This is a genomic window from Bacillus sp. FSL R9-9834 (genome assembly GCF_038006905.1).
GTDB lineage: Bacteria > Bacillota > Bacilli > Bacillales > Bacillaceae_G > Bacillus_A > Bacillus_A pacificus.
Genome location: NZ_JBBOWD010000001.1, coordinates 1,672,718 through 1,696,566, shown reverse-complemented (window position 1 = coordinate 1,696,566; position 23,849 = coordinate 1,672,718). Strand labels below are relative to the sequence as shown.

The following is a 23,849-nucleotide window of genomic DNA, read 5'->3' as shown; positions in this document are numbered from 1 at the left end:
CCTACTATTCAATATAGGCAATTTGATCTACAACAATTTCTGGTGCTAATTCGCTAATACAAAGTACTTGCGCTTCTACTTGATAACGCTCAAGAAGTCTTACAATCGCAAACCTGAAATCTTTTCTACGCGTTAATAATACTGGTTCCCTTCCCATTAACCTCGCTTGTTTCAATACGCGTTGTACTTGTTCAACGACTCGCGTTTCTAAATCTAAATCCCAGTTTAATAAATAACCTTGATAAGAATTGTTCACAACGTCTGCATCTAACTCGATTGAATCTGAGAAGAGCGCCGCATATATTTTCCCGTCAGGATTTTTCGCATTTTCACAAATCACTTTTGAAATACATTCACGGACGAATGACGTTACGCCATCAACATGGTTTTGATAAATTTCTTTTCCGTCAATAATACCTTCAATAATGGTTGGTAAATCACGAATAGAAATACCTTCTTTTAGCAATTGCTTAATAACATTTTGAACAAGTGATAAGTCGATTTCTTTCTTCTTAATCTCTTCTAATAAAACGCCGTTATCATTTTCAAGGGAGTTAATTAAATCTTTTACATGTTGACGCTGAATTAACTCATGCAGGTTACGTCTAACGACAACATCTAAATGTGTAATTAATATGCTAAGTGGCTCTAATACTTGATAGCCTTTCATTTGTGCATCTTGTACCATATGTTCTAAAATCCAATATCCATCCTCGCCAAAAATCGGATCTTTCGCTGGTTCTGCATCTAAATCGGCCATTACATTTGGTGTTTTCAGCGCTAATAAGTAACCTGATTTCAAAACACCTTCAGCTGCCTTCGCACCTTTAATGCGAATAATGTAACGTCCGCGCGGTCTAAAACTCGTATTATCTTTAAAGTTAATTCCAGGAACGTTAATACCAAGGTCGGTAATAATCGATTTCCTCATAAGAACAACTTTATCACGAGCTGTTTCCCCGTTAATTTTCTGCTTTACAAGTGCCGCTAAATCTAAACCTAGTTCTACAATAATTGGATATTTATCTGTAAATACGCCAAATGAATCTTCCACTTGTTGCAATTGCTCATCTTCGCCTTGAATCATTTCTAATTCTTTTTGAAGCTCATCTTCTTTTTCTTTCTTCATTCGATTTTTATTTCGAATTCCTAAGAAGATAATTGTTCCACCAACGAGTGCGAACGGTAGAAATGGTAGCGGAGTAAAAATACCCATTGCGATAAATAAACCACCGAGCGCATATACAACGACTTCATGTGCTAATAACTCTTTAAAGATACCTTCTGTTACTGTATCCGGTGAACCGTCAAATACACGCGTTACAATAATACCTGTTGAAATCGCAAGCATTAAAGAACCGATTTGGTTTACAATTCCATCACCGACAGTTAACTGCGTGTAATGAAGAGCCGCTTCACCAAAGCTCATGCCCTGCTGCATCATTCCGACAATTAAACCGAAAATGATGTTTACGAATAAAATGACAATCCCGAAAATAACGTCCCCTTTAATGAACTTCCCGGCACCATCCATCGCCCCGTAAAACTCTGTTTCCATATTTAATTTTTTTCGTTTCGCCTGTGCATCTTTTTCTGAAATAATACGCTGGTTTAAATCAGCATCGATCGACATTTGTTTCCCTGGTAAAGAATCAAGTGTAAAACGAGCTGCAACTTCAGCTGTACGAGATGCACCGTTTGCAACGATAAACTGGAATATAATTAATACTGTAAAAATAACGATACCAATTAATAAGTTCCCGCCAATTACGAACTGGCCGAACTCTTCAATAACATGACCGGCATTTCCGTTTGTCAAAATCGCTCGCGTCGTCGATACGTTAATCGATACGCGGAAAATCCCGATTAATAACAACATCGTCGGAAATGACTTTAATTCATCCCACTCGTTAATACTTGTCGCTCGCATATAAATAAGCACTGACATACTTAGTAGAAAAACGATAATGATATCAAGTATAAATGGTGGAAGTGGAATTAAGAGCGCCACTACGAATGACGCTGCTAAAAAGATAGAAAAATAGGTTCTTGCAGAATCTATCTTAAACAAAGAAATCTCCTCCAAACGCGCTATTATACTTCAAGTTCATTCGTTTGAATTAAATAGCGCATAACTTCAATTACAGCTACGTATAAATCTTCTGGAATCGTCTCATCTTCCTCGACTTGATAATATAAAGAACGAGCAAGCGGACGGTTTTCCACCATTGGTATTTCTTGTTCACGGGCAAGCGTTCGTATATATAAAGCGAGCTCATCTTCCCCTTTTGCAACGACAATTGGTGCTGCATCAACGTGTTTATTGTACCTGAGTACGACTGAAATATGAGTCGGGTTGTTTACAATAAACGTTGCGCCATCCATCTTCTTCGCAATTGTCCCTTGCAATATAGCGTGCATAAAGTTTTTTCGTTTCCCCTTTACTTGCGGGTCCCCTTCATTATCTTTATGCTCTTGTTTTACTTCTTCTTTTTTCATCTTAATATCTTGTTCGTACTCCCATTTTTGATAAATAAAATCAATGATAGAAAGAACGATTAATATAATTAAAATAGCTAAGAAGATAAATTTAATTTGCCTAATAATTTCAGTAAGTGACGCAGTCCAGTTAAATCCAATCATACTCACGATTGTCTCTAAATTCTTTTTAAAGAGCACGTAAGCGACGTAACCGATTAATCCCATATAAAACAGTGATTTCAAAATATCTACTAAACTTTTACGACTAAACAATCTCGTAAAATAGTTTTTTGGGTTAATACGCGACGCTTTCGGCTTAATCACTTTAGAAGAAAATAAGAAACCGACTTGAATCATATAATTGAATAAATGAAAAGCGTATACGAGTATTAATATAGGTGCTGATACTTTTAGTAGTAACATCCCCATCATATAAAAATACTCGGTTGAATCTGTATTTTTTCCAATTTGATCAAACAGCACCGATACAGAATTGGCAATCTCAAACCCGAGCCAATCTCCGAAAAAGTAAACGACAACTGCTAATACAAGAATGGAAAATAAATTATTTAAATCTTTACTCCGGGCAATATTCCCTTCTTCACGCGATTTCTTACGCTTCTGCGGGGTGGCCTTTTCTGTTTTATTATCCTTTGCCATGTGCGTCCCCCTACTTCGTTAAGAAAAAGTTAAATAGTTTCGTATATTCCTCAAGCAATACATCCGTCATATTTTTAAACACATAACCGAGCATCGGTACACTCATCGCAATAAACAAAATACCACACGTAATTTTAATCACATATGCATTCATAAAAACGTTTAATTGCGGAGCGTTTTTTGCGATTAAAATTAAAACAAAGTTAATGATGAATAAACTTCCCATAAGCGGAAGTGCAATTTCAACCGCTGATGTAATCGCAAATAATAACGTTGCGAGTAGACTATCTAAAAAACTAGTCGTCAACAATTTTGAAATCGCCTCTGTATATTGAAACGACTTTAAAATCGTGGCAACGAAATAATTAATGCCGCCAAGTGAAATAAAAATAATGAGAAAAAATATATCAAAAATGGTTGATAGTAAAGTAGACTGTGAGCCTGCATTTACATCAAACAAACTTGCTTGTGATAAACCGATATCAAAGTCTAAAATATGCCCAGCCATTTTTGGAATGTTCCACAGCATTTCTACAATTTTTGAAAGTGATAATCCAATTACAATTTGCGTACCTGCATAAGCTGCAACGTCCCAAGTTGTCTTTATGTGAGAGACATCAACTTGATCGGCAACTGTTATGGAAAGGGCAAGTCCAACTGTAACCTTCGCCATAGCTGGAATAGATCGACCAGAGAAAAACGGTAAAAAATATAAAAATGAAGTAATGCGGCAAAACGCAAAAAACGTCGCCGCCCATAATTCCATATTCATTTCAGTTCACCTATCTTAGTACGAACGCAATAGCGATGGAATTTTATCAAATAAATCTAAAATAAGCGTCGTTAACTCTTGAAACATCCAAGGACCTAAAATGATAATAACGAGTACAATACTCGCCATTTTCGGTAAAAACGTCAGCGTTTGCTCTTGAATTTGCATCATCGCCATAATAACAGCGATGATAATAACGACAATCATACTTACGCCGGCAACCGGCATTAAAATCATAACCCCTTTATAAAAAAAGGTTTGAAAAATATCTATAATTGGTGACGTATTCATTTATATGACTCCTATCACATAGCATCAAACGCTTCAGGCGACCGTTTTAAACATAATGTCGACGATTTTTGTATATCCACCTAAATATACGAAAACGAGTATTTTAAACGGTAAACTTAAAATCATCGGCGGTACCATCATCATCCCGAGGTACATTAAAAGTGTACTAATAATCAAATCTATAAATACAAACGCTAAATAAATGAACATCCCTGTTAATAATCCCTTTTGGATTTGCGTTAACGTAAAGGATGGTACGAGCGTAAATAAGGAAAGATCTTTCAAATCTTTCGGTAATTCTTCTCCGCGCACTTTCAGCATCATTTTTAAATCATGCTTATACGTATGCTTTGACATATACTCTTTCATAATCGGCGCTGTCGTTTCCGCAGCTTGGCTTACCGTTATTTTCTCTTTCGTCATCGGATCCCACACATCGCTCTTTAGCTGCCCAAGAACAGGCTGCATCGTAAAGAGTGATAAAAATAAGGCAAGTCCAACGAGCACTTGGTTCGGTGGCAAATTCATTACCCCAAGTCCTTGACGTGTAATCCCAAGAACAATCATAAAATAAGTAAAATGTGTAAATAATAGAACGATAGATGAAGATAATGATAAAAGGGTAACGAGCGCAAATAATTGTACACTTGAATTACTCGTAAACTCTTTTCCATTTTCGAAATTAATAAAACCGTTTTGGGCTGCATACGCTGGATTTACAAAAATAATTGAAAAAACGATAGAAAATACGAAAATAACGGCTAATAATGATAACTGTTTCTTTATTCTCATGATGGATCCTCTACTTTTTTCGTTTCACTCTTCACCGCGTCTTCTAGCGCTTGTTGAAACTGATTTCCTGTTCCTGTTAATTGCACAGATTGTACACCGTTATTACTAATAACAGTGAACACTTGCTTGCCATCTACTTCAAATAAAAAGGCGCTCGTTTGATGATTTAAATAAACGCCGTCTTTCACTTGAATGTGGCCATTTTCACCTTGTTTAAAAAACTGCTGTTTGCGCGTCTTTTTCGTCATAAAATATGCACCGTAGCCGAGCGCACCAAACAGTAAAACGACTTGAAATAAGGTCGTCATATACGACATATGACTCCTCCTCTACTCTTTATCTTGCATTTGACTTTGCGCTTTCATAAGCGCAGCTTGCTTCTTGTCAGCTTCAATTTCAGAAATGATAATACCGAACTTCTCGTCCATTACGATCGCTTCTCCAATGCCGACTTTCATATTACTTAAATACACATCTACTTTATGTCCTAAGTTTTTCTCTACTTCTAGAACATCACCCACTTTTAACTGTTTCACATCACCGAGCGTAATAGATGTTTTCCCAAGCTTTACACCAAGTTCAATCGAAATATCTGAAACAGTATCAATATGTGCTTTACTTGCTTCATTTCGCTTTCCTGCAAATTCTTCTAACCCCATTAATGACACAGGAGATACTTCATGCTTCATATGGATCCTCCTACTCTACAAAACTTTTAAATAAGAGCGCCTTACGCGTTCCATCTTTTCCAATAAAACAATTAAATTTATGCTTTCCATCTACAAAACCAAGCAATTCATCCGAAACTTTCGTATGGAGCGGAATTATATCGCCTTCCTCAATTTGTTCAATCTCGCCCATCGTCATCTTCTGCTCACCAATGGCAACATGAACTGGTTTATACACTTGATTTACTTTCACTTCCACTTCAGACGTATACTTTTTACGTTTATCTGAAGAATGTTCAACAATATTTTCAGACGTTAACTTATCCATAATTTCTTCAACAGATAAGAACGGAATCCCAATACGAACTGTCGTATTCCAAAAATCCGTTTTCATATTTACGTTCAGTAATGAAATAATATCGCTCGCTGTCGTAATCTTAAGTGCATTCGGATCTGTCTCTGTCGTTACAAATGTCGGTTTAATTGCCACAACACTTTCAAACGATTGCTCTAAATTTTTGCATAAAAGCGCAAAAATATTATCAAGCGTTAAAAACTCGAATGCAGTTAACGGTCTACGCATCGTAAAGTTACGCTTACTATCCCCGCCAAGCCAGCACTCATGAATGTAAATAACAAATGCTAAATCAATCTCAATAACAATTTCTCCAAGATCTGGAAGTCCGAGATCAATGACACAATATAAATAATAATCTTTCGGCATTTTCTCCACATACTCACTCGTAAATGGAACTTGCTCCACTGTCGAAGGCTCTAGTTCAATTGGAATGCGCATACGCGCAGATAACGACTGTGACGTCTGTTTTCCAAACGTAGAAGCAATCGCTTGCAAACTACGTAAATGTTCAACACCGAACTTCTCCGGTCTATTAAAATCATACTCTTGAAATTTATCTTGCTTCCCTGCTTCTTGTGCGAAAGCTGGCATTTCCTCGCCTTCATTTACCGCCTTCAGCAGGGCATCAATTTGCTCTTGGCTTAATTTATCGCCGCTCATGAAAATCCCCTTCCCTACCTTTTCAATTCAACGATTTCAACGTACATTTTTCCATTCTTCGTCAAAATCTTCCCGGTTCCAATCTCTTCATTCTCAAGCATAAGACGCACCGTATTTTTTGTTGAATTTTCAAGACGATACAATGTACCTTTCGTAATATGAAGCAGATCTTCAATTTTCTTTTTCGTATTTCCGATTTCAAAATAAATTGTTAACGGAATATCATCTTGTAATTTCAATCTAGCCAACTCCCATATCATGTTCACGAAAATTTCATATTCTCTCTATATAATGAAATCTCTTATTTTGAAACGTCGATATTTAATATTTTTTTAATATATCCTTGCGTTTCTTTAAATGGAGGTACGCCTCCGTACTTTCTCACATTACCAGGACCAGCATTATAAGAAGCAAGCGCTAAAACTAAGTCACCGTTATTTTTCTTTAAATAACCGCTTAACTCTTTCACGCCGCCTTCAATACTTTCAGCTGGTGAAAATGGATTTTTTATACCCATCTCTTTCACATTTGCCGGCATAAGCTGCATAAGTCCCATCGCCCCTGCATGTGACACCGTTTTCGGATTAAAATTAGACTCTACTTCAATCATTTTTTGAATTAACGTTTTCGGAATTCCGTATGTACGACTTACTCTATCTATAATATCCTCATACTTCCCTTCGTTTGAAGAACGTATTTTTTGAATATTATACTTCTTCGTTAATCCCCACGTATCAACAGCCTCATTTTTCGTTTCCGGGAAACGTCGTTCAAACTCTTTTTGCGCACCTTGCACTTCATCAACTTTCTTCGTTTCAGGCTTTTCTTCCGGCTGACTCGCTTCTTCTACTTTATGAATAGACTCTGCTGGTTTATTCGCAACCGCTTCTATTTTCGTAGATTGTACTGGCTGACTCATATCCTCTACTTTTGCCGGTTGCGTCGTAGCCTTCGTCTCCTTCATAGGCTCGCTTTGCAACTTCTCTTGAAAACGACTACTCACGAACGCCTCCGGACTACTTAACTTTTGCTGAAACTGTCCTTTTTTATATGCAAGTACTTCTTTTACTATATTTCCAATTACCATAATATCACCTTTTCGGTAAACAAAGATAATCTAATATTAGAGTTTTTTCGTAAAGTTTGCAATAATCCTTTGCAATTATATTGTAATAAAAAAACGACTAAATTGTTAAACTGTTATTTTTTTATATTTATTAATTCAAATTTTCAGTTGACACCCATTATAGCAAGGCTTACAATAAATTCGAAATCGATTTTTTCGCATATTACCGTTTTTCAATTTGCAGAAAAGTCAATATAAAAAAATGGGGGTTCTTTTACATGAGAATTAATACAAACATTAATAGCATGCGTACGCAAGAATACATGCGCCAAAACCAAGCTAAAATGAGCAACGCTATGGACCGTTTATCAAGCGGTAAACGTATCAACAACGCTTCTGACGATGCAGCAGGTCTTGCAATCGCAACTCGTATGCGTGCACGTGAAAGTGGATTAGGTGTTGCTGCTGACAACACACAAAACGGTATGGCATTAATCCGTACAGCTGACTCAGCAATGAACTCAGTATCAAACATCTTACTTCGTATGCGTGACATTGCTAACCAATCTGCTAACGGTACGAACACTAACGATAACAAATCTGCATTACAAAAAGAATTTGCTGAATTACAAAAACAAATTACTTATATTGCAGACAACACTCAATTCAATGATAAAAACTTATTAAAAGAAGACAGCACTGTTAGCATCCAAACACTTGACTCAAGTACTACAGGTCAACAAATCGGTATTGACTTAAAAGCTGTTACTCTTGACAAATTAGGTATTAACAACATTTCTATTGGTAAATCTGAAGGTACTACTGACCCTACTAAAGTAGATCTTACTGCCCTTAAAGATGCTACAGCTAAACTAGAAAATCCTGATTCAGGTACAATGGAAGCTGACGTTACAAAAGCTAAAGGAGAATTTGATAAAATCAAAACTTCTTTAAGCACTGAAGATGCTGAAAAAATTACAAAAGCCTTCGAGAAATTTGAAACTGATAAAGGGGAAGATGATGCAAAGGCTATCTTTAATGCAGTTAAGGATGTAACTCCTGTTGATAAATCAGCAGCAGCACCAGCTAAGGTAGATTTATCTGCGGTTACAAAAGCTGTAGCTAAACTAGAAAATCCTGATTCAGGCACAATGGAAGCTGACGTTACAAAAGCTAAAGGGGAATTTGATAAAATCAAAACTTCTTTAAGCACTGAAGATGCTGAAAAAATTACAAAAGCTTTCGAGAAATTTGAAACTGATAAAGGGGAAGATGACGCAAAGGCCATATTTAATGCCTTTAAAGGTGTAAAACCGACTACAGAAACAACTACAGAAACAACTGCAGAAACAAGTAAAGACGCAGCACTAGCTGCTATTGCTGCTATTGATAAAGCTCTTACAACAGTTGCAGACAACCGCGCAACTCTAGGTGCTACATTAAACCGTCTTGACTTTAACGTAAACAACCTTAAGAGTCAACAATCAGCTATGGCATCATCTGCTTCTCAAGTAGAAGATGCTGATATGGCGAAAGAAATGTCTGAAATGACTAAGTTCAAAATCTTGAACGAAGCTGGTATTAGCATGCTTTCTCAAGCGAACCAAACTCCACAAATGGTTTCTAAACTATTACAATAATCCATTTGAGTTAGTTTCATGAATAAACCTCTCTGCTTGCGGAGAGGTTTATTTTTTGTAAAACCTTCCTTTTTGTGATGGAAGAGAGCATCCGCGTGGCGTAGAAGCGGTCAGTGCCTATCTTTATCCCCCTTTCATGTTAAAACACAACTAGAAGATAAGCATACGTCTCTTTTTCTGTTTATAGCTGTTTATTAGATTAAGAGATACCGACTATATCAATCTATAAGGAGTGTCTATTATGCGTATTGGTACGAATGTTTTGAGTATGAATGCTAGGCAATCACTATACGAGAATGAAAAACGTATGAATGTTGCGATGGAGCATTTGGCGACTGGTAAGAAGTTGAATCATGCTTCTAATAATCCTGCAAATGTTGCGATTGTGACTCGTATGCATGCGAGAGCGAGTGGTATGCGCGTGGCGATTCGAAATAATGAGGATGCGATATCGATGCTGCGTACAGCGGAAGCTGCCCTTCAAACTGTGACGAATGTTTTACAGCGTATGCGTGATTTAGCTGTTCAATCTGCAAATGGTACAAATTCCAGTAAAAACCGTGATTCACTTAATAAAGAGTTTCAATCTTTAACAGAACAAATTGGCTATATTGATGAGACGACTGAGTTTAATGATTTATCCGTATTTGATGGACAAAACCGGCCTGTTACGTTAGGTGATATTGGTCATACAGTAAATGTAAAGAAACATATTCCCCCTTCCCCTACACAACATGACATCAACATTTCAACAGAAAAAGAAGCAAGAGCGGCGATTCGTAAAATTGAAGAAGCTTTACAAAATGTATCACTTCACCGTGCCGATCTCGGGGCTATGATTAACCGTCTGCAATTTAATATCGAAAATTTAAATAGTCAAAGTACAGCGTTAACAGATGCTGCTTCCCGAATTGAGGATGCGGATATGGCGCAGGAGATGAGTGATTTTTTAAAATATAAATTGTTAACTGAAGTTGCACTTAGTATGGTTTCACAAGCTAATCAAATTCCGCAAATGGTATATAAATTACTGCAATCATAATTGTCATTCCACTCTTTGAAACGATTCCATACAAAATAAAAGGGAAATACATATAAACTATGTATCTCCCTTTTATTTTGTACCCAATACTTCTATGGTGCTACCGTCATAACTTGTCCCCTACGGTCGATCCTTATTTTCATTTTTCCATCTTGTGGATTATATAAACCTAGCTTATTTAATTCTATTTTACATTCTTGTACGAAGGTTGGTAATTTACGAATTTGATTGACATCCGAACTTTTAATGAAATTAGTTAAATGTTGCGTCATATCTTTCACATCTTGCAGAAGTTCTTCTTTTTCTCGTTTTAATCGTTCATTTTCCGATCGTAGCGCTCGCAATTCACTCTCCAGACTACTTCTATTCGACTCTTCTTTGAAATGCCCTGCAGCCATGTTAGAAAGCTTATAAATCCCTTCCATAAACTGATGTAATTCATCTTCTTTTCTCTCACTATGTTGACTAATTGTTTCAAAGTTATCAACGATACCAGATATAACTGTTACGAGGCTTTTTTCACTCTCTTTATGCTGGATTTCCTCTTTTAATACTTGATTGTTTTCTGTTTTCATTTCAACGATTGTTTCTTTTACAGGTGTATATTTTCGTTTTCGTCCAGGTTTTTGTTTTTCAATATTTTCAAACGGTATTTCACGTTTTTTTAATTTGTAATACGTATTTTGTAATTGACTTTCTGTTTTCGGGAAAAGATTTAGTTCATTTTTACTAACATATTTTGAAATGTTAATAATGTTTAAACCGTGACGTTGGCAAAATTGATACACTTCATACAGTAACTCTAGTTCAGACTTGAGCCATGTGATCGTTGATTTTTCATATGCTCGCATTCCGCCATGTTTTTCTATATCTATTTGAAATAATACCATTCTATTATGTAAATCAACTAGTTCTTCATATTTTACTTGGAATTGTTTTTCTATTTTTTTAAATTCCGCTTCTAGTTGCATATCGTTCATTTTATTATTTGACATGTTTTGTAAGAGACTTAATACATTGATTGCTGTGTGGTGATACATAATCTGTGCCACTCCCCCTCATCCTTTCACAATTCTCATCTGACTCCCATGTCTTTTCAGAAAATAGCAATTTTTACATATCCATATTATAACATTTCGAAATTGTCTGTCAAATAATAAACATACAAAAATGTATAGAAAGTATAGAAATAGAAAAAGATTTTTTCATTAATATGCACAATTGCATATTAATCACTTTTAATTATATTATATGGTATTTAGAATGTAATTTCACCGAAAAAATTTGCGTTATCACGAAATATTACTAAAAAATCCAAAGATACATTTTTATATTTTTAAATCAAAAATCTTCAAATGAAGATTTTTCATACATACAACCACAAACACCCCATCTTTCCACCTATACAGAGTATAAAACACTAAAAAGGAACTAACCAATACTACACACGGTTAGTTCCCTTCTCTCCACTAAAAGAATAGAGTTATAAGTAGAATCTACAAATCTTCAATTAAAACCTCACATCGCGTGTGGCTTAACCGCCACCACCACTCTCACTGCCCCACTTCTTCCACTTACCTAAAAAACTCGCTACATATCTCTGGTCTTAACATGGCATAGGACTCTATTAGGCACTAACCGCTGCCACACATGGCTAAAGCTTCTATTCAAGCAAAAAAGTGCTTTTAAAAATCTTTTACAACACTAACTTATCTACTAAGCCGATTAACTCTTGAATATCTGGCTTACTTACTTGCGCATTTGCTCCTACCGCTTCGCCTTTATGGAATAATTCATTTGTAATTAAGGAAGAGAAAATAACGACTGGTAAACGATTCATGATTTCACTATCTTTAATTACTTTCGTTAAATGGTGTCCATCCATTTTCGGCATTTCAATATCCGTAATTAACATGTGAATATGTTCAAACATTTTTTCTCCTTGCTCTTTCGCTAGCTTTTCAATTTGCGCTAACGCTTCTGCACCATTGCTGAAGAAGTTCATTTTCGTATATCCAGCTGATGATAATGTTTCTTCTAATATTTGACGAAGCATTGCTGAATCTTCCGCAATATAAATAATTTTTTCACCGCGATCTGTTTTTTGTTCTAATTTTGAAAGTGATTTATTATCATAACCAGTACCGCTAATTTCACATACGATTTTCTCGTAATCTAATAGTAAGATGATTTTTCCATCTAGTTTTACAATACCAGATGTCGTTTCTTCTAGTCCCATAGATAATGAAGCTGGTTCATCAATTTGCTCCCAAGAAATACGTTGAATACGATGCACTTCATCAACGCGGAAAATCACTTTCATTTGGTTTAATTCTGAAATGATAAATTTCGTTTGATCAAGTGGCTTTGTTGATTTTAAATTAAGAGCTGTCGCTAAGTTAATAACTGGTAAAATTTCACCGCGTACTTGAACAACACCTTCAACTGCATGATGAGATTCTGGCACAGTTGTAACAGGGAATGGATTAATGATTTCACGTACTTTCATTACGTTAATACTAAATAGGTTTTCACCAACAGTATATGTAACAATCTCTAATTCATTTGTTCCGCTTTCTAATAAAATACTTTGTGCTTGTGACATAAAGGTGTCGCTCCCCTTTCATTATTTCCGTATATCTAATTATTAAGCTTTATTAAAACGAAAAAGTCAACTACCTATATAAAAAATATAGATAGTCGAACGATTCATTTCTTTATTTGAAAAGACAATTACTCTTGTATAAACGAAGCAAGTGCTTCTAATAGCACTTCTTGCGCTCCTACAATTTCTGTCGGCATCGCTTCCCATTTTTTCGAAAGCTCTGTTTCTACTCTTATTCTTAACTCTGCATTCATTACTTCTAGCACATATTCTTTCGTTGCTATATCAACATCCAGTAGCGCAAGTGCATATAGTTCCGGATCATTTATTTTTGCAAATAATCGTTTTAATACTGCCGGTGCTATATGTTTTAATTTTTCAATATGAATCTCTTTATCTGAAAATAGCAACTCATATTGAATGAATGTAACATTCTCTTTAATCACTTTAAAATAGCAATTATTTTTTTTATCATTTACAAAATAACCGTTAGGATCTGCAATAATACTCTCTACTTTACGAATTAAATCTGGCAAACTACTCGCCGTCATGACAGTCCGCTGCTCAACCTCACTCGGCGAAATGAATGTAACGCGATACTTATTCTGCGCCATCCTCCTCACCTCTCCTTTTATAGAAATCTATCGCCACAAATAAACTTATTAGTACATCAAACACGTTAAGACCACAAGCATTATTCATACTACACTTCGCTTAAATCTATTTAAACTACCCTAGTAGCTCTACATATCTCTGGTCTTCAAACAACGGTCGAGCACCACATAAGCCCCAACCGCTACCACATACGGCTCGACCCTCTCTCAAAACATAAAAAAGAGCTTTTAAAATCTTTTTTAAGATCTTTTCAGTAACTCGATGTTATTGAACCAGAATGCTATCTGCTGATCCGCGATATCTGGCAACGTAACAAAAAACTCACGGCACTTCATTTCATCTTTAAACAGTTGATACTTCCACTCGCCCTCACTACCAATACTTACGAAATAAAATTCGTGAATACGGCCAATGATTGCTTGTTTTTCACCAAATGAATAGGGAGGCACTTGCTTAATTTCAAATTGATCTGGTAAATATACATGCTCTTCTCGTTCCATTTTTAACACTTGCTCAGCAAGGTCACGTTTATTTTCGAAAAAAGGCAATTGTAAAATTCGCTCTTGTCTTGTCATACGAATGAAAAACCCTTTCTACTACATTACAATTTTTCTTTATTATATATTATCGAATTAAGTTTACAACTTCATTTAATACTTCATCTGACACTTTAATTACTTTCGCATTTCCTTGGAATCCGCGTTGGTATAACATTAAGTCAACGAATTCTACGGATAAATCTACGTTTGCACCTTCTTGTGCACCACCACGTATTTTACCTGCACCGTTTTGACCAGATGCACCAAGTGCTAAAATACCAGTTGTATTCGTCGCTGTATAGTTACCGTTACCTGTTTTCATGAGTCCACCTTCGTTCGGGAACATCGCAACAGCTAACTGACCAGCTGATTTCATACTTCCATCAGAGTATTTTACCATTACATATCCACCGTCAGCAATAAAGCAATCTTTAACAGTTGCTGCTGCTCTACCGTCTACCTCTGTTACTGATAATGTTTTATCTGTCGGATGGTTTGTTAATTTACTGAAATCTAAATTTATCGTTCCGCCGTTAAACGGGATATTTGCTCCTTGTTGTACCGGGTCTGGATTTCCAACGCCATTAAATTTCAAAGTACCTGTTGAACCTTGTCCTGTCACTACTTCAAACTTTGAATCTTTTACTGAGTCATTTCGTCTTTGAACGCTATACGTATACTCATGGTCATTCGTTTTCGTAAATTCTACACGCATCGTCCATGTATTACCGGCATCATCATAAAACGGTAAATCTTGCGTAATTTTACTTTCACTCACCGGAATATTCCCTTTAATTGTACCCTTCGTTGTTTGAATACCACCAATTGCTGTTCCCATTGGAATTTGCAACGGTCCAGGAATACCAGATAAATCAACTTCACCAGTTGCTTCATTTGCAGGGTATGCAAATACGTATTGGCCTTCTGTATTCGTAATATAGTAATCTGAAGATATCCCAAACGTACCTTTACGAGTAAATTCCATATTACCACCTTTTGAATCACCTACTACGAAGAAACCATTACCTTCCATTGCTGCTTGTGTTTTTCCACCAGTTAGCGTAATTGTACCATCACTATAATCTGTAACTGTACCGCTCATTTTCACACCGTTACCGATACTTTTCGGATTCGTTCCTGCGTAATTCCCATCACCTTTTGCACCGATTGAGTTGTTATATAGTAAATCATCGAACATTGCTTTTTGTTTTTTATAACCTACTGTTTGTGCATTGGCAATATTATTTGAAGTTACACTTAATGCATTTTGTGTTGCATTCATTCCTGTAATACTTGTATATAACGCTTTAATCATAACGTATGGACACTCCTTATGAATTTGTAGTTTTTACTTCTTCCGTTACTTTTTGCTCGTCTTTCTTTGCATCTTCTGGATTCGTGTCTCCAATTGGTTTATCAGACACTCTCTCAACGAAACGAAGAGATACGACTTTATTATCAATAACGAGCTGTACCTCATTATTTTCTGCGAGGCGAACTGTCTCTACTTGACCAGTGACTTTTTTACCATCACCGTCAACACCTCTTACATACTTCCCTAAAAACTTCATTCCACCATCAAGCGCTGTTGAATACATCGTTGATTGCAGTTTATCTACCGCTTTCGTCATATTCTGTACTTGTTCCATAAGAGATAATTGCGCTGTTTGGTTCATCATTTGATTCATATCCATCGCATTAAATGGATCTTGATGTTGAAAGCTCGCTAAAAATAATTTTAGGAAATCATCTTTCCCCATTACACCAGGAGTCTTTTGTTCTCCTGCTGATACTCCATTTGTTTGTCCTACTGCCGGTTGTGCACCGTTAACAGATGCGTTCCTATTCTGTACTCCTGCTTGTAATGGAATATGGTTTGTACTCGTTGTATTTAATCCAACTGTTGGCACGCTTTATTCCTCCAATAATCCCGCAAATTCTTTTGATTCTTGTTTCTCATGTGTCGTACTTGCTAATTTTTGTTTTTGCCTTTGTTCGTGTTCTCGCTGCTCTTTACGATTTTCATCTTTATCTGCATAGCTAATTTGAATGTTGATTTCTTTTTCTTTTAACTTCAATCTCAATTCATCAAAAATGATTTCCACACGTTTTTTCGCATCGTGTTTTTCCATTTCTACGTGAACATCAATTTGATCTCCATGTTTTTTCATAAACACTGTTAATGTACCGAGTTTTTCTGGATTTAACTGAAATAACACACGTTCTTGTTTCACTACAAACTTTTGCAAGGCTTCTACTTGTGCTTCCATTTTCTTTCCTAAGTCAGGCAATGAAACTTTCTCAGCGCCACTATTGGATTTTCCTATTTGATCAGTACTCGTCGCTTTATTTAATAACTCCGCACCGGCAGAATTCGAATCGTTGAATACATCACCTTCTGGCAACTCTACCTTGATATCTTCACTCTCAGCTTTCGGAAGATCTCCATCTAAGTCTTTAGACTCTTCTTGTTTCTTTGCAATATTACAAGTTTCTGTTTCTACCACTTTCAATACTTGCATCATTTGCTCTGGCATCTTCACTTTGTCTAATGCCATTTGCATTGTATCTTCTAAACATATAGCATTTTTGATATTTATATTGGAAAGAAGTTCTTGTAATTGTTGTAATTCCCCTGCGGGTAATTCGTTAAGTTTTATATTTCCATATTCTTTATATAACTCTTGTATTTTTTGTATGTATTGATATAACAATTCTGGCTGCACACGTAATTTCTCAATTGCAACCATTTGCTCAGATACAGCTAACAATAACTGTTCTGTCTCTTTTTTTTCTTCTTTCTTTACACTTGGCTCTTCTTTCGTTTCCGGTTTTTTAGAAAGAATGTTTTCTTTTCTATCTTCTGGTGCATCTTCTCGCTTTGTTTTCTCCGTTTGCGGCTGCTTTTTGTTTTCCATTCTCATCGCATGATCGAATGAAGAATCTTCACTTTTAGATTGTACTTCTAGCCCTTTTTCTTTTTGCGGAGGTAAACTTTGTTGCACCGGTAATACAGACTGTATCACTACATTCACCTCATCCATTCATACACATTTTCAAATCAAGAAGCATTTTTTCTTCCTGCTTTTCTCGTATTTTCGCAAGCTTTCTACAATCTTCTTGATACATCTCATCAATGACACGTTCTTTTTCTTTTACTTGTTCTAAAAGGCTTTCATTTTTTTGAATAAAATCTTCCGTTTTTTTAATTTTCCGATTCCATTCTTCTATTCTTTCAGGTGAAAACGTATGTGACGAAAGCATGCCAGCCATAATTCGCTGCCCAGTTTGTACGACTTTACTACGCGATTTTACAACATATAAATCATATTCTTTTTTTTGCTCTATTTTTCTTTTTTCAGCTGTTAATTCATACACTTCTTTCAAAATCTGTTCTTTTTCTTGATTTATTTGCAATTTTATCGTGTCGTACTGCTGCTTATCCACCTGTTTTTATAGCCCCTTCCTATTATAACGCTCTCTTTTTCTATTATATAGTTTTTTTCCAAAAAAATCTGTGAAATATTAAAAAACAAAAAAATAAGACCTGCATCGCGCAAGGTCTTATACTATATGGTGCATTGCTTCAACAATATCAGCAAATTGGAAACGATCTGATCGACCTTGTTTTAAAAATGTATTTATATCTTCTACTTTATTTTTACATTCAAAAATATAAGCATTTTCTGCATTTTCCTGAATCGTTCCTAATTTAAAATACAATTCATTTTCTTTATAAATAGATAAAATTTTTCTCATTTCATTTGCAAGTTGCCAATGATTTGGTGAAACGATTTCTTCCATAATCCTACTTACTGAGTCTAGCACGGAAATAGCAGGATAATGACTGAGCGTTGCAAGTTCACGTTTTAATACAATATGTCCATCTAAAATACCACGTGCTAAATCTGGTACAGGACCATTTAAATCGTCTCCATCAACGAGTACAGTGTAAATACCTGTTATAGACCCCTTTTGTGTTTTCCCAGATCGCTCTAACAGCTTCTTCATATAACTTTCCATTAAAAGTGTTTTACCACCAATCGGTAACTCTTTAACAGCAATATCAACACTTCTACGCGCATCTGCAAAACGAGTAACAGAGTCCATCATAAGTAGTACGTTATTGCCTTCGTCTCGGAAGTATTCCGCAATAGATGTCGCAAGCTTAGCAGCGCGAAGTTGCATAAGGTGACTTTCATCTGACGTCGCTACGACAACGACGCTTTTCCTCATACCTTCCTCGCCTAATTCTTTTCGAATAAAGTCTTTTACTTCTCGGCCACGTTCTCCTACTAAACTAATAACGTTTATATCCGCTTTTGCATTTTTCGCAATCATGCCGAGTAAAGTAGATTTCCCAACACCAGATCCAGCGAAAATACCAATTTTTTGACCGATACCAATTGTTAGCATAGAATCAATGGATTTAATTCCCGTTTCAAATACGTCAGTAATCTCTTCACGTTCAAACGCATGAATAGGCGGAGCATCTAGTTTTATTTTTTGCAGCGGAATGTTTTCAGCGTTCTCATTTAACACTTCGCCATTTGCACTTAACACTTTTCCGAGTAAATGATTACCACGAGGTATAACAACATCTTCTGCAATTAATGTAACGGAATCTCCGTAACATACTTTTTCTGTCTGTTCAAACGGGAGTAACATATTGTTCTCTTTTTCAATTGCAATTACTTCACATAAGACGCTATGTTCTCCAACGAGACAAACATCACCGATTTTCGCCTTCGGTCCCTTCGCTACGAAAAACTGCTCTTGCACACTATGAACTTTACCGACTTTCGTATAAAACGGTGTTTCAATAAATGTATTCCATTTTTGGTTTTCATTCATTAATAGTCGATTCATACATTTTGCTCCTCAAATAACTTCTCTTCTTCCCATTTCTGGCGAAGTTTCGCAAATATAGGTGCAAACTTAAATTCAAAGAACTCTTTCTCCTCTTCTAGAACAAATTCACCGAACTGTAAGGAGAAATCATATTTCCATTCTACTAATTGTAGCAACCAATATTCTTTCGTATTTTCCTTCTCTTCTTGAATACGTTCAAACGTTTCTGGATGTACGGTAATAACTAGTTTTTCAAACGAAGTAGGTAACGTTTGAACGATGCCAGTTAAAATAGGTAACACATCAAGCAATCTAGTATCTACTGCTTGATTCACAATTTTTTCTGCTAGTTGGAAAGATTGATCCCATAATAATTCTGTCCATTCGTATGCAGTTTCTTGTTGCTCTTTTTGAAACTGCTGACGTGCCGATTCTATTTCTTTCATCTGCTGCTGAACGTGCATTTGAAATTGTTCTTGATCATGTAATAGCTGCTGACGCTCTCGCTCTAATATTTGCTGCTCTTGCCTTAACTGATTTAGTTCAACATGTAACGATTGTTGCTGCGCAAGAAGTTCTTCATGATCTACTTGTATTTCTTCTACGTGAACTGGTATTGGTTTTGGAAATTGTAATTCATACGTTTCTTCAGAAAAAGAAACAGAATTCTTCGGAATTCTGTTTTTAAATAAGGACATCATCTTCACCTCTTTGAACGATAATTCTTCCTTCTTTCTCTAGCTTTTTCACCGTACCTGTAATCATTTGCTGCGCTTTCTCAGCATCTGTCATCTTAAGTGGTCCTAAGCCATCTAATTCTTCCAGAATCATCTCTTTACGGTTTGAAGACATACATGTAAATAATTTCTCTTTAATTTCTTCTTTTGCAATTTTAAGCGCTTTTGCAATGACACCGTTATCTGTAATTTCCTCTAACACACGGCGAAGCGCAAGATCTTCAAGACCAAGTAAGTCTTCAAAGACAAACATATTTTCTTTAATTCTCTCAGATAACTCATAATCAACTTCATCCAGCTTTTGAAAGACTGTTTTTTCAACGCCTCGTGAAACGTTATTTAAAATGTTCACAATTGTTTTTAAGCCATCTGTTTTATTGATTGCACTAAATGCCATATTATTTAATTTTGCTTTTAATAGCTCACCAATTTGATTAATGAGTTCACCGTCAACTTGTTCTAGTTTCGCAATCCCCATTACCGTTTCTACTCGCTTATGATCTGGCAATCTCTCAATTAATTGAGAAGCAAGTTGCGGTTTAATGTAAGAAGCGATAATTGCAATTGTTTGTGGTGATTCATCATTCAGCACTGTAAGAAGTGGCTCTAAATCTGTAAGTGAATTTAAAAATTCAAATGGATTATCTTTGTTGTACCAAAGGTCTTCCAATAATTTTTCAAGCTCGTCTTCTGGCATATTTTTAAATATGCGACGAATGTACTCTTTATCTGGAGTGACTAAGTTCAATTCTTTTACATTTAGTTCATATAAGAACTCCCCTAGCACATTCTCTAACGTTTCTGGTTTATATACACGAAACTTCGCGATTTCACGAAGCAACACTTCTTTTTCCTCAGCCGTCATATATTCAATGACTTTTGCTGCCACCTCTTCATCTAATGTACGAATGAGGATGGCAGCTTTTTCTTTGGAGGAGATTTCATCTAACATCGTTGTTCCTCCCTTACTGTCCGTTTAACCATTTTTTAATTACTTTTGCAGTACCTTCTACATGTTCTTTCGTAGCATCCTGCACTTGTTCATCTAACGTCGGTTCTTTCGGTTGTTCTGGCTCAGGTTTTGGCTCTGGTACTATTTTCTCTTCAGGAATTTCCATAATACTTTCACTACTTGCAGCAACTTCATCTTCTGCTAAGTATTCTTCATATTCCTCTTCTTCTTTCTTTCTCTTACGTCTAGCTAAGAAGAACCATATTAGACCAAAGAGCGCTAATAAGCCACCTGTAATACCACCGATTAACCACCAGTTTATACCACTTTCTTCTGGCTCTTTCTTCTTCTCTTCTTTCGGCTGATCAAACTGAACAGTTACAACGTTAACTTGACCATTTGTAAAGTTTCCATTCGGATCAGCTTGAAGCCCAGCAGCTGTGCCGATTGCTTCTTTGAAAGTTGTCATATCAATTCTTCGTTTTACTAACGTATCATTATCTACCCATACAACAACATTTGTTTTCGTTAACTCTGGGTGTTTCTTAATCGTTTCAACTGTTTTATCTATTTCATAGTTTTCGATTTTGTTACCATTTTTATTATCGTAGACAATTTTGCCATTTTGATTATTGTTCGTACCGTAATTTGGTACTTCGCCGTTCGCTGTAATACCAGCGCCTTGCTTCGTATCTGCACCTTCTTGCGCAGTAGAGCTTTCCTCTTGCTCTTGTTTACTACGAAGTACACCTTTATCACCATATTTTTCAGACTGACGTGTAACTTCATCGTAGTTTACAGATACTTTCGTATTCACTTTATATTCATTTGGTTTAAACATCGTCATTAATGTTGCATCGATATCTTGCTTTAATTTACCTTCAATTTGGTGCTGCATCTCTACTTCTTTCTCATAAGAAGAGGAACTAGTAGCATGTGCTTCATCTGCCCCTTTTGAGATAACACCTTTTTTACTATCAATCACACTTACTTCTTCTGCTTTTACACCAGGAACTGCTGCACTGATCATTTGCTGTATACCCGCAACTTGATCAGCCGTTAATAGTTGACCACGCTTTACACCAACCGTAATTGCAGCTGTTCCTTTTGCTTTTTCTTCATCAAAAATTGTCTCTTTTTCAGGTAATGTAATTTGAACATTTGCCGTTTCAACTGTCGCAAAATTTCTTACAATGTCTTGCTCTAATTGCTTTTTCGTACCGACAATTTGCTTCATTTTTTTATCTTGCTCACTTGAACCGAGCGAGCTTTCTAATAAAATTTCCTCACCGCTTTTTGAGTTAAACGGTAAGCCCATTCCATTCATTTCTTTTCGAACCCATGGAGCATCATTCTTTTGCACACGAATCGAACCATCGGCTGCTAATTGGTAATCGACACCTAGCTTCGATAATTCTGCTGTAATCTCTTGCTTGTCTGCATCATTTAAATTTTGATATACAACAACATATTTATCTGGCAAGGTGAAGTATAAAAGTGCTCCTGTTACAATTGCTAAAAGCGCAGCACCAATGACTAACTTATGCCACGTTTTTAACGATTGGAAAACATTTTTTAACTTTTCCATTTAAACACACCCGTCCATTTTCCTAAATTTGCATATTAATTAGTGACTTATAATTTTCAATAAGATTATCACGTACAAGAGCAGCCGTTTTCATTTGAGACTCAGCCTTCTTTTGCTGAATTAAAACGTCATGTGTTTCTCCTACTCCTTTTGTTAGTAAATCATATACAGCTGTTTGCGCATTGTTTTGTGTTTGATTCATATCTTCCAATAAATCGATAAACTTCTTCCCCTCGACTACAGATGCTTGCGTGTTCTTCGGTGCACCAATTGACTGAATCGCGCCAAATGGCTGTGTATGTAACATTGGTTGGATTTTCATCTTCCCATATTCCCCCTTTATCCTCGGCCGATTTCTAAATCTTTATCCAGCATTTTTTTATTCGCATTTAATACACTTGTATTTGCTTCGTACATTTTTTGAGCAACCATTACATTCGTCATTTCAGCAGTCACATCAACATTCGGATACCGTACATACCCTTCTTCATTTGCATGCGGATGCGTCGGATCATACACTAAGTTTTCAGTTTTGTCTGCCTCAATACTTTTTATTTTCACCCCGTTAGTCGGTGCACTGTCTAACATATTCGCAAAACTATTATTTGATTTAAGCACTACACTACGGCGCTCATACAAATCTGCCCCCGGAGCTGCCGTTGTATTGGCATTTACAATATTATTTGAAGTAACTTCCATCCATTTTCTCGCTGTTGTTAGCCCTGATCCACTTGCATTAATTGCCTGAAACATCGTTGTCTCTCCTTCTACTATTAACGTCCGCGAGCTGCTTGGTTAATTGCATATTGTGTATTAATTGCGTTAATTGAAATCCCATACAATTGGTTTGTTTTCATTAAATCTAGCATTTCTGTCGTTACATCCACACTATTTCCATCTTTATTCGTTTGCATTGACTTCGTTTGAATCTTCGCATATGTATTTTTCGTATTTACTGTCGGTAAGTGCATTTCATTCGTTTGATATAAATCTGCATTAGTCTTTAAATCCGCAGTATTACTCTTATATAATGCACTACTTTTATTCATTTGCTCAGCAAATGTAACGTCTTGTGCTTTATAGCCAGGTGTATTCGCATTTGCAATATTACTAGAAACAGTATTTCGTTTCGTCACTAAATAATTCATATAATGGCTTACATCAGTCACTAAATCTGGCATACTCCACACCCTTCCTTTTTAACTTATCATTTTGGCATAATAATCCACTGATGGAAGTTTCACTTCATTATTTAATTTCTTATATGTGTTTATTAAAATATTAACTATTATGTACCCTTACATATTTTATTCCATTTTTACATTGTTGTCTTTAGAAAAATACAAAAATATAAAAAAGAATACAAAAAAACTGTATACGCGTAGTAATCTATATAATATTTCAACATATTTACGACTAGCTGCAGATTATTTTTTACATTATTTAGATTACTTCTTTTTTTTACAGTCATAAAATGAAACCTCAATCAGCGGAATTCTTCATTTACATGAAGGAATGGATCCCCTTTTAAT

At 35.8% G+C, this 23,849-nt stretch carries 27 protein-coding genes; 2 read left to right on the top strand and 25 right to left on the bottom strand.

Annotation, left to right across the window (positions count from 1 at the left end; genetic code table 11):
• Positions 1-4 precede the first annotated feature (4 nt).
• The 10 genes from flhA to MKY00_RS08865 form a co-directional block, all read right to left on the bottom strand.
• Positions 5-2,071, bottom strand: a complete 2,067-nt coding sequence (gene flhA, locus MKY00_RS08910) for a flagellar biosynthesis protein FlhA (protein ID WP_000472544.1) — start codon at positions 2,069-2,071, stop codon at positions 5-7.
• Between the two features lie 23 nt (positions 2,072-2,094).
• The gene (flhB, locus tag MKY00_RS08905) at positions 2,095-3,141 is read right to left on the bottom strand and encodes a flagellar type III secretion system protein FlhB (RefSeq protein ID WP_001030107.1); all 1,047 of its coding nucleotides are present in this window, start codon (positions 3,139-3,141) and stop codon (positions 2,095-2,097) included.
• Between the two features lie 10 nt (positions 3,142-3,151).
• Positions 3,152-3,913, bottom strand: a complete 762-nt coding sequence (locus tag MKY00_RS08900; protein WP_001055716.1) for a flagellar biosynthetic protein FliR — start codon at positions 3,911-3,913, stop codon at positions 3,152-3,154.
• A gap of 15 nt (positions 3,914-3,928) precedes the next feature.
• Positions 3,929-4,204 (bottom strand): flagellar biosynthetic protein FliQ, encoded by a 276-nt coding sequence (locus MKY00_RS08895; protein ID WP_001098085.1) that lies wholly within the window; start codon positions 4,202-4,204, stop codon positions 3,929-3,931.
• 33 nt (positions 4,205-4,237) lie between these two features.
• Positions 4,238-4,996, bottom strand: a complete 759-nt coding sequence (locus tag MKY00_RS08890; RefSeq protein ID WP_001220586.1) for a flagellar type III secretion system pore protein FliP — start codon at positions 4,994-4,996, stop codon at positions 4,238-4,240.
• Positions 4,993-5,313: a hypothetical protein gene (locus MKY00_RS08885; protein WP_000121170.1), complete on the bottom strand. Its 321-nt coding sequence runs from the start codon at positions 5,311-5,313 to the stop codon at positions 4,993-4,995. The genes MKY00_RS08890 and MKY00_RS08885 overlap by 4 nt, the downstream gene beginning before the upstream one ends.
• 12 nt (positions 5,314-5,325) lie before the next feature.
• A complete protein-coding gene (gene fliN, locus MKY00_RS08880) occupies positions 5,326-5,685 on the bottom strand; it encodes a flagellar motor switch protein FliN (RefSeq protein WP_000680025.1) in 360 nt (119 codons plus the stop codon).
• A 10-nt stretch (positions 5,686-5,695) separates the two neighbouring features.
• Positions 5,696-6,682, bottom strand: coding sequence for a flagellar motor switch protein FliM (fliM, locus tag MKY00_RS08875; protein WP_016717079.1), 987 nt, complete (start codon positions 6,680-6,682; stop codon positions 5,696-5,698).
• Between the two features lie 14 nt (positions 6,683-6,696).
• A complete protein-coding gene (locus MKY00_RS08870) occupies positions 6,697-6,921 on the bottom strand; it encodes a flagellar motor switch protein FliN (RefSeq protein ID WP_000775712.1) in 225 nt (74 codons plus the stop codon).
• 62 nt (positions 6,922-6,983) lie between these two features.
• Entirely contained in the window at positions 6,984-7,769 is a 786-nt protein-coding gene (locus MKY00_RS08865; protein WP_016717078.1) for a lytic transglycosylase domain-containing protein, read from the bottom strand.
• A 257-nt stretch (positions 7,770-8,026) separates the two neighbouring features.
• Here MKY00_RS08865 and MKY00_RS08860 point away from each other — a divergent pair, with 257 nt between their 5' ends.
• Both MKY00_RS08860 and MKY00_RS08855 read left to right on the top strand, forming a co-directional pair.
• Positions 8,027-9,388 carry a flagellin N-terminal helical domain-containing protein gene (locus tag MKY00_RS08860; protein WP_074585825.1) on the top strand — a complete coding sequence of 454 codons (1,362 nt, stop codon included), beginning with the start codon at positions 8,027-8,029 and terminating at the stop codon, positions 9,386-9,388.
• A gap of 241 nt (positions 9,389-9,629) precedes the next feature.
• Positions 9,630-10,430 carry a flagellin N-terminal helical domain-containing protein gene (locus MKY00_RS08855; protein ID WP_016717076.1) on the top strand — a complete coding sequence of 267 codons (801 nt, stop codon included), beginning with the start codon at positions 9,630-9,632 and terminating at the stop codon, positions 10,428-10,430.
• A 92-nt stretch (positions 10,431-10,522) separates the two neighbouring features.
• Here the strand turns inward: MKY00_RS08855 and MKY00_RS08850 are convergent, their stop codons facing one another.
• The 15 genes from MKY00_RS08850 to flgB all read right to left on the bottom strand — a co-directional run bounded on the left by MKY00_RS08850 (position 10,523) and on the right by flgB (position 23,498).
• Positions 10,523-11,470, bottom strand: coding sequence for a DNA-binding domain-containing protein (locus tag MKY00_RS08850; RefSeq protein ID WP_016717075.1), 948 nt, complete (start codon positions 11,468-11,470; stop codon positions 10,523-10,525).
• Positions 11,471-12,126: 656 nt separating this feature from the next.
• Positions 12,127-13,035, bottom strand: coding sequence for a chemotaxis protein (locus MKY00_RS08845; RefSeq protein WP_000075952.1), 909 nt, complete (start codon positions 13,033-13,035; stop codon positions 12,127-12,129).
• A gap of 128 nt (positions 13,036-13,163) precedes the next feature.
• The gene (locus MKY00_RS08840; RefSeq protein WP_016717074.1) at positions 13,164-13,649 is read right to left on the bottom strand and encodes a hypothetical protein; all 486 of its coding nucleotides are present in this window, start codon (positions 13,647-13,649) and stop codon (positions 13,164-13,166) included.
• 240 nt (positions 13,650-13,889) lie between these two features.
• A complete protein-coding gene (locus tag MKY00_RS08835) occupies positions 13,890-14,225 on the bottom strand; it encodes a DUF3964 family protein (RefSeq protein WP_016717073.1) in 336 nt (111 codons plus the stop codon).
• A gap of 49 nt (positions 14,226-14,274) precedes the next feature.
• Entirely contained in the window at positions 14,275-15,504 is a 1,230-nt protein-coding gene (locus MKY00_RS08830; protein WP_016717072.1) for a flagellar hook protein FlgE, read from the bottom strand.
• Positions 15,505-15,520: 16 nt separating this feature from the next.
• Entirely contained in the window at positions 15,521-16,099 is a 579-nt protein-coding gene (locus tag MKY00_RS08825) for a flagellar hook assembly protein FlgD (protein WP_016717071.1), read from the bottom strand.
• A 3-nt stretch (positions 16,100-16,102) separates the two neighbouring features.
• Positions 16,103-17,215: a flagellar hook-length control protein FliK gene (locus tag MKY00_RS08820; protein ID WP_029141093.1), complete on the bottom strand. Its 1,113-nt coding sequence runs from the start codon at positions 17,213-17,215 to the stop codon at positions 16,103-16,105.
• 10 nt (positions 17,216-17,225) lie between these two features.
• Positions 17,226-17,636 carry a hypothetical protein gene (locus tag MKY00_RS08815; RefSeq protein WP_000360871.1) on the bottom strand — a complete coding sequence of 137 codons (411 nt, stop codon included), beginning with the start codon at positions 17,634-17,636 and terminating at the stop codon, positions 17,226-17,228.
• Between the two features lie 117 nt (positions 17,637-17,753).
• Entirely contained in the window at positions 17,754-19,058 is a 1,305-nt protein-coding gene (gene fliI / locus MKY00_RS08810) for a flagellar protein export ATPase FliI (protein WP_016717069.1), read from the bottom strand.
• The gene (locus tag MKY00_RS08805) at positions 19,055-19,738 is read right to left on the bottom strand and encodes a FliH/SctL family protein (RefSeq protein WP_000051719.1); all 684 of its coding nucleotides are present in this window, start codon (positions 19,736-19,738) and stop codon (positions 19,055-19,057) included. The genes fliI and MKY00_RS08805 overlap by 4 nt, the downstream gene beginning before the upstream one ends.
• The gene (fliG, locus tag MKY00_RS08800) at positions 19,725-20,729 is read right to left on the bottom strand and encodes a flagellar motor switch protein FliG (RefSeq protein WP_000883350.1); all 1,005 of its coding nucleotides are present in this window, start codon (positions 20,727-20,729) and stop codon (positions 19,725-19,727) included. Before fliG ends, MKY00_RS08805 begins: the two co-directional genes overlap by 14 nt.
• Before the next feature lie 13 nt (positions 20,730-20,742).
• Entirely contained in the window at positions 20,743-22,317 is a 1,575-nt protein-coding gene (gene fliF, locus MKY00_RS08795; RefSeq protein ID WP_016717068.1) for a flagellar basal-body MS-ring/collar protein FliF, read from the bottom strand.
• A gap of 22 nt (positions 22,318-22,339) precedes the next feature.
• Entirely contained in the window at positions 22,340-22,639 is a 300-nt protein-coding gene (fliE, locus tag MKY00_RS08790) for a flagellar hook-basal body complex protein FliE (RefSeq protein ID WP_000701665.1), read from the bottom strand.
• Positions 22,640-22,656: 17 nt separating this feature from the next.
• Positions 22,657-23,070, bottom strand: coding sequence for a flagellar basal body rod protein FlgC (flgC, locus tag MKY00_RS08785; protein ID WP_016717067.1), 414 nt, complete (start codon positions 23,068-23,070; stop codon positions 22,657-22,659).
• Positions 23,071-23,090: 20 nt separating this feature from the next.
• Complete coding sequence (gene flgB, locus MKY00_RS08780; protein ID WP_016717066.1) at positions 23,091-23,498, bottom strand: flagellar basal body rod protein FlgB; 408 nt, start codon at positions 23,496-23,498, stop codon at positions 23,091-23,093.
• Between the last annotated feature and the right edge of the window lie 351 nt (positions 23,499-23,849).

Bases quoted from the DNA above. Each gene is read 5' to 3' on its own strand.
- flhB (WP_001030107.1), bottom strand. From the start codon at position 3,141: ATGGCAAAGGATAATAAAACAGAAAAGGCCACCCCGCAGAAGCGTAAG.
- MKY00_RS08900 (WP_001055716.1), bottom strand. From the start codon at position 3,913: ATGAATATGGAATTATGGGCGGCGACGTTTTTTGCGTTTTGCCGCATT.
- MKY00_RS08895 (WP_001098085.1), bottom strand. From the start codon at position 4,204: ATGAATACGTCACCAATTATAGATATTTTTCAAACCTTTTTTTATAAA.
- MKY00_RS08890 (WP_001220586.1), bottom strand. From the start codon at position 4,996: ATGAGAATAAAGAAACAGTTATCATTATTAGCCGTTATTTTCGTATTT.
- MKY00_RS08885 (WP_000121170.1), bottom strand. From the start codon at position 5,313: ATGTCGTATATGACGACCTTATTTCAAGTCGTTTTACTGTTTGGTGCG.
- fliN (WP_000680025.1), bottom strand. From the start codon at position 5,685: ATGAAGCATGAAGTATCTCCTGTGTCATTAATGGGGTTAGAAGAATTT.
- fliM (WP_016717079.1), bottom strand. From the start codon at position 6,682: ATGAGCGGCGATAAATTAAGCCAAGAGCAAATTGATGCCCTGCTGAAG.
- MKY00_RS08865 (WP_016717078.1), bottom strand. From the start codon at position 7,769: ATGGTAATTGGAAATATAGTAAAAGAAGTACTTGCATATAAAAAAGGA.
- MKY00_RS08860 (WP_074585825.1), top strand. From the start codon at position 8,027: ATGAGAATTAATACAAACATTAATAGCATGCGTACGCAAGAATACATG.
- MKY00_RS08855 (WP_016717076.1), top strand. From the start codon at position 9,630: ATGCGTATTGGTACGAATGTTTTGAGTATGAATGCTAGGCAATCACTA.
- MKY00_RS08850 (WP_016717075.1), bottom strand. From the start codon at position 11,470: ATGTATCACCACACAGCAATCAATGTATTAAGTCTCTTACAAAACATG.
- MKY00_RS08845 (WP_000075952.1), bottom strand. From the start codon at position 13,035: ATGTCACAAGCACAAAGTATTTTATTAGAAAGCGGAACAAATGAATTA.
- MKY00_RS08840 (WP_016717074.1), bottom strand. From the start codon at position 13,649: ATGGCGCAGAATAAGTATCGCGTTACATTCATTTCGCCGAGTGAGGTT.
- MKY00_RS08835 (WP_016717073.1), bottom strand. From the start codon at position 14,225: ATGACAAGACAAGAGCGAATTTTACAATTGCCTTTTTTCGAAAATAAA.
- MKY00_RS08830 (WP_016717072.1), bottom strand. From the start codon at position 15,504: ATGATTAAAGCGTTATATACAAGTATTACAGGAATGAATGCAACACAA.
- fliI (WP_016717069.1), bottom strand. From the start codon at position 19,058: ATGAATCGACTATTAATGAATGAAAACCAAAAATGGAATACATTTATT.
- MKY00_RS08805 (WP_000051719.1), bottom strand. From the start codon at position 19,738: ATGTCCTTATTTAAAAACAGAATTCCGAAGAATTCTGTTTCTTTTTCT.
- fliG (WP_000883350.1), bottom strand. From the start codon at position 20,729: ATGTTAGATGAAATCTCCTCCAAAGAAAAAGCTGCCATCCTCATTCGT.
- fliF (WP_016717068.1), bottom strand. From the start codon at position 22,317: ATGGAAAAGTTAAAAAATGTTTTCCAATCGTTAAAAACGTGGCATAAG.
- fliE (WP_000701665.1), bottom strand. From the start codon at position 22,639: ATGAAAATCCAACCAATGTTACATACACAGCCATTTGGCGCGATTCAG.
- flgC (WP_016717067.1), bottom strand. From the start codon at position 23,070: ATGTTTCAGGCAATTAATGCAAGTGGATCAGGGCTAACAACAGCGAGA.
- flgB (WP_016717066.1), bottom strand. From the start codon at position 23,498: ATGCCAGATTTAGTGACTGATGTAAGCCATTATATGAATTATTTAGTG.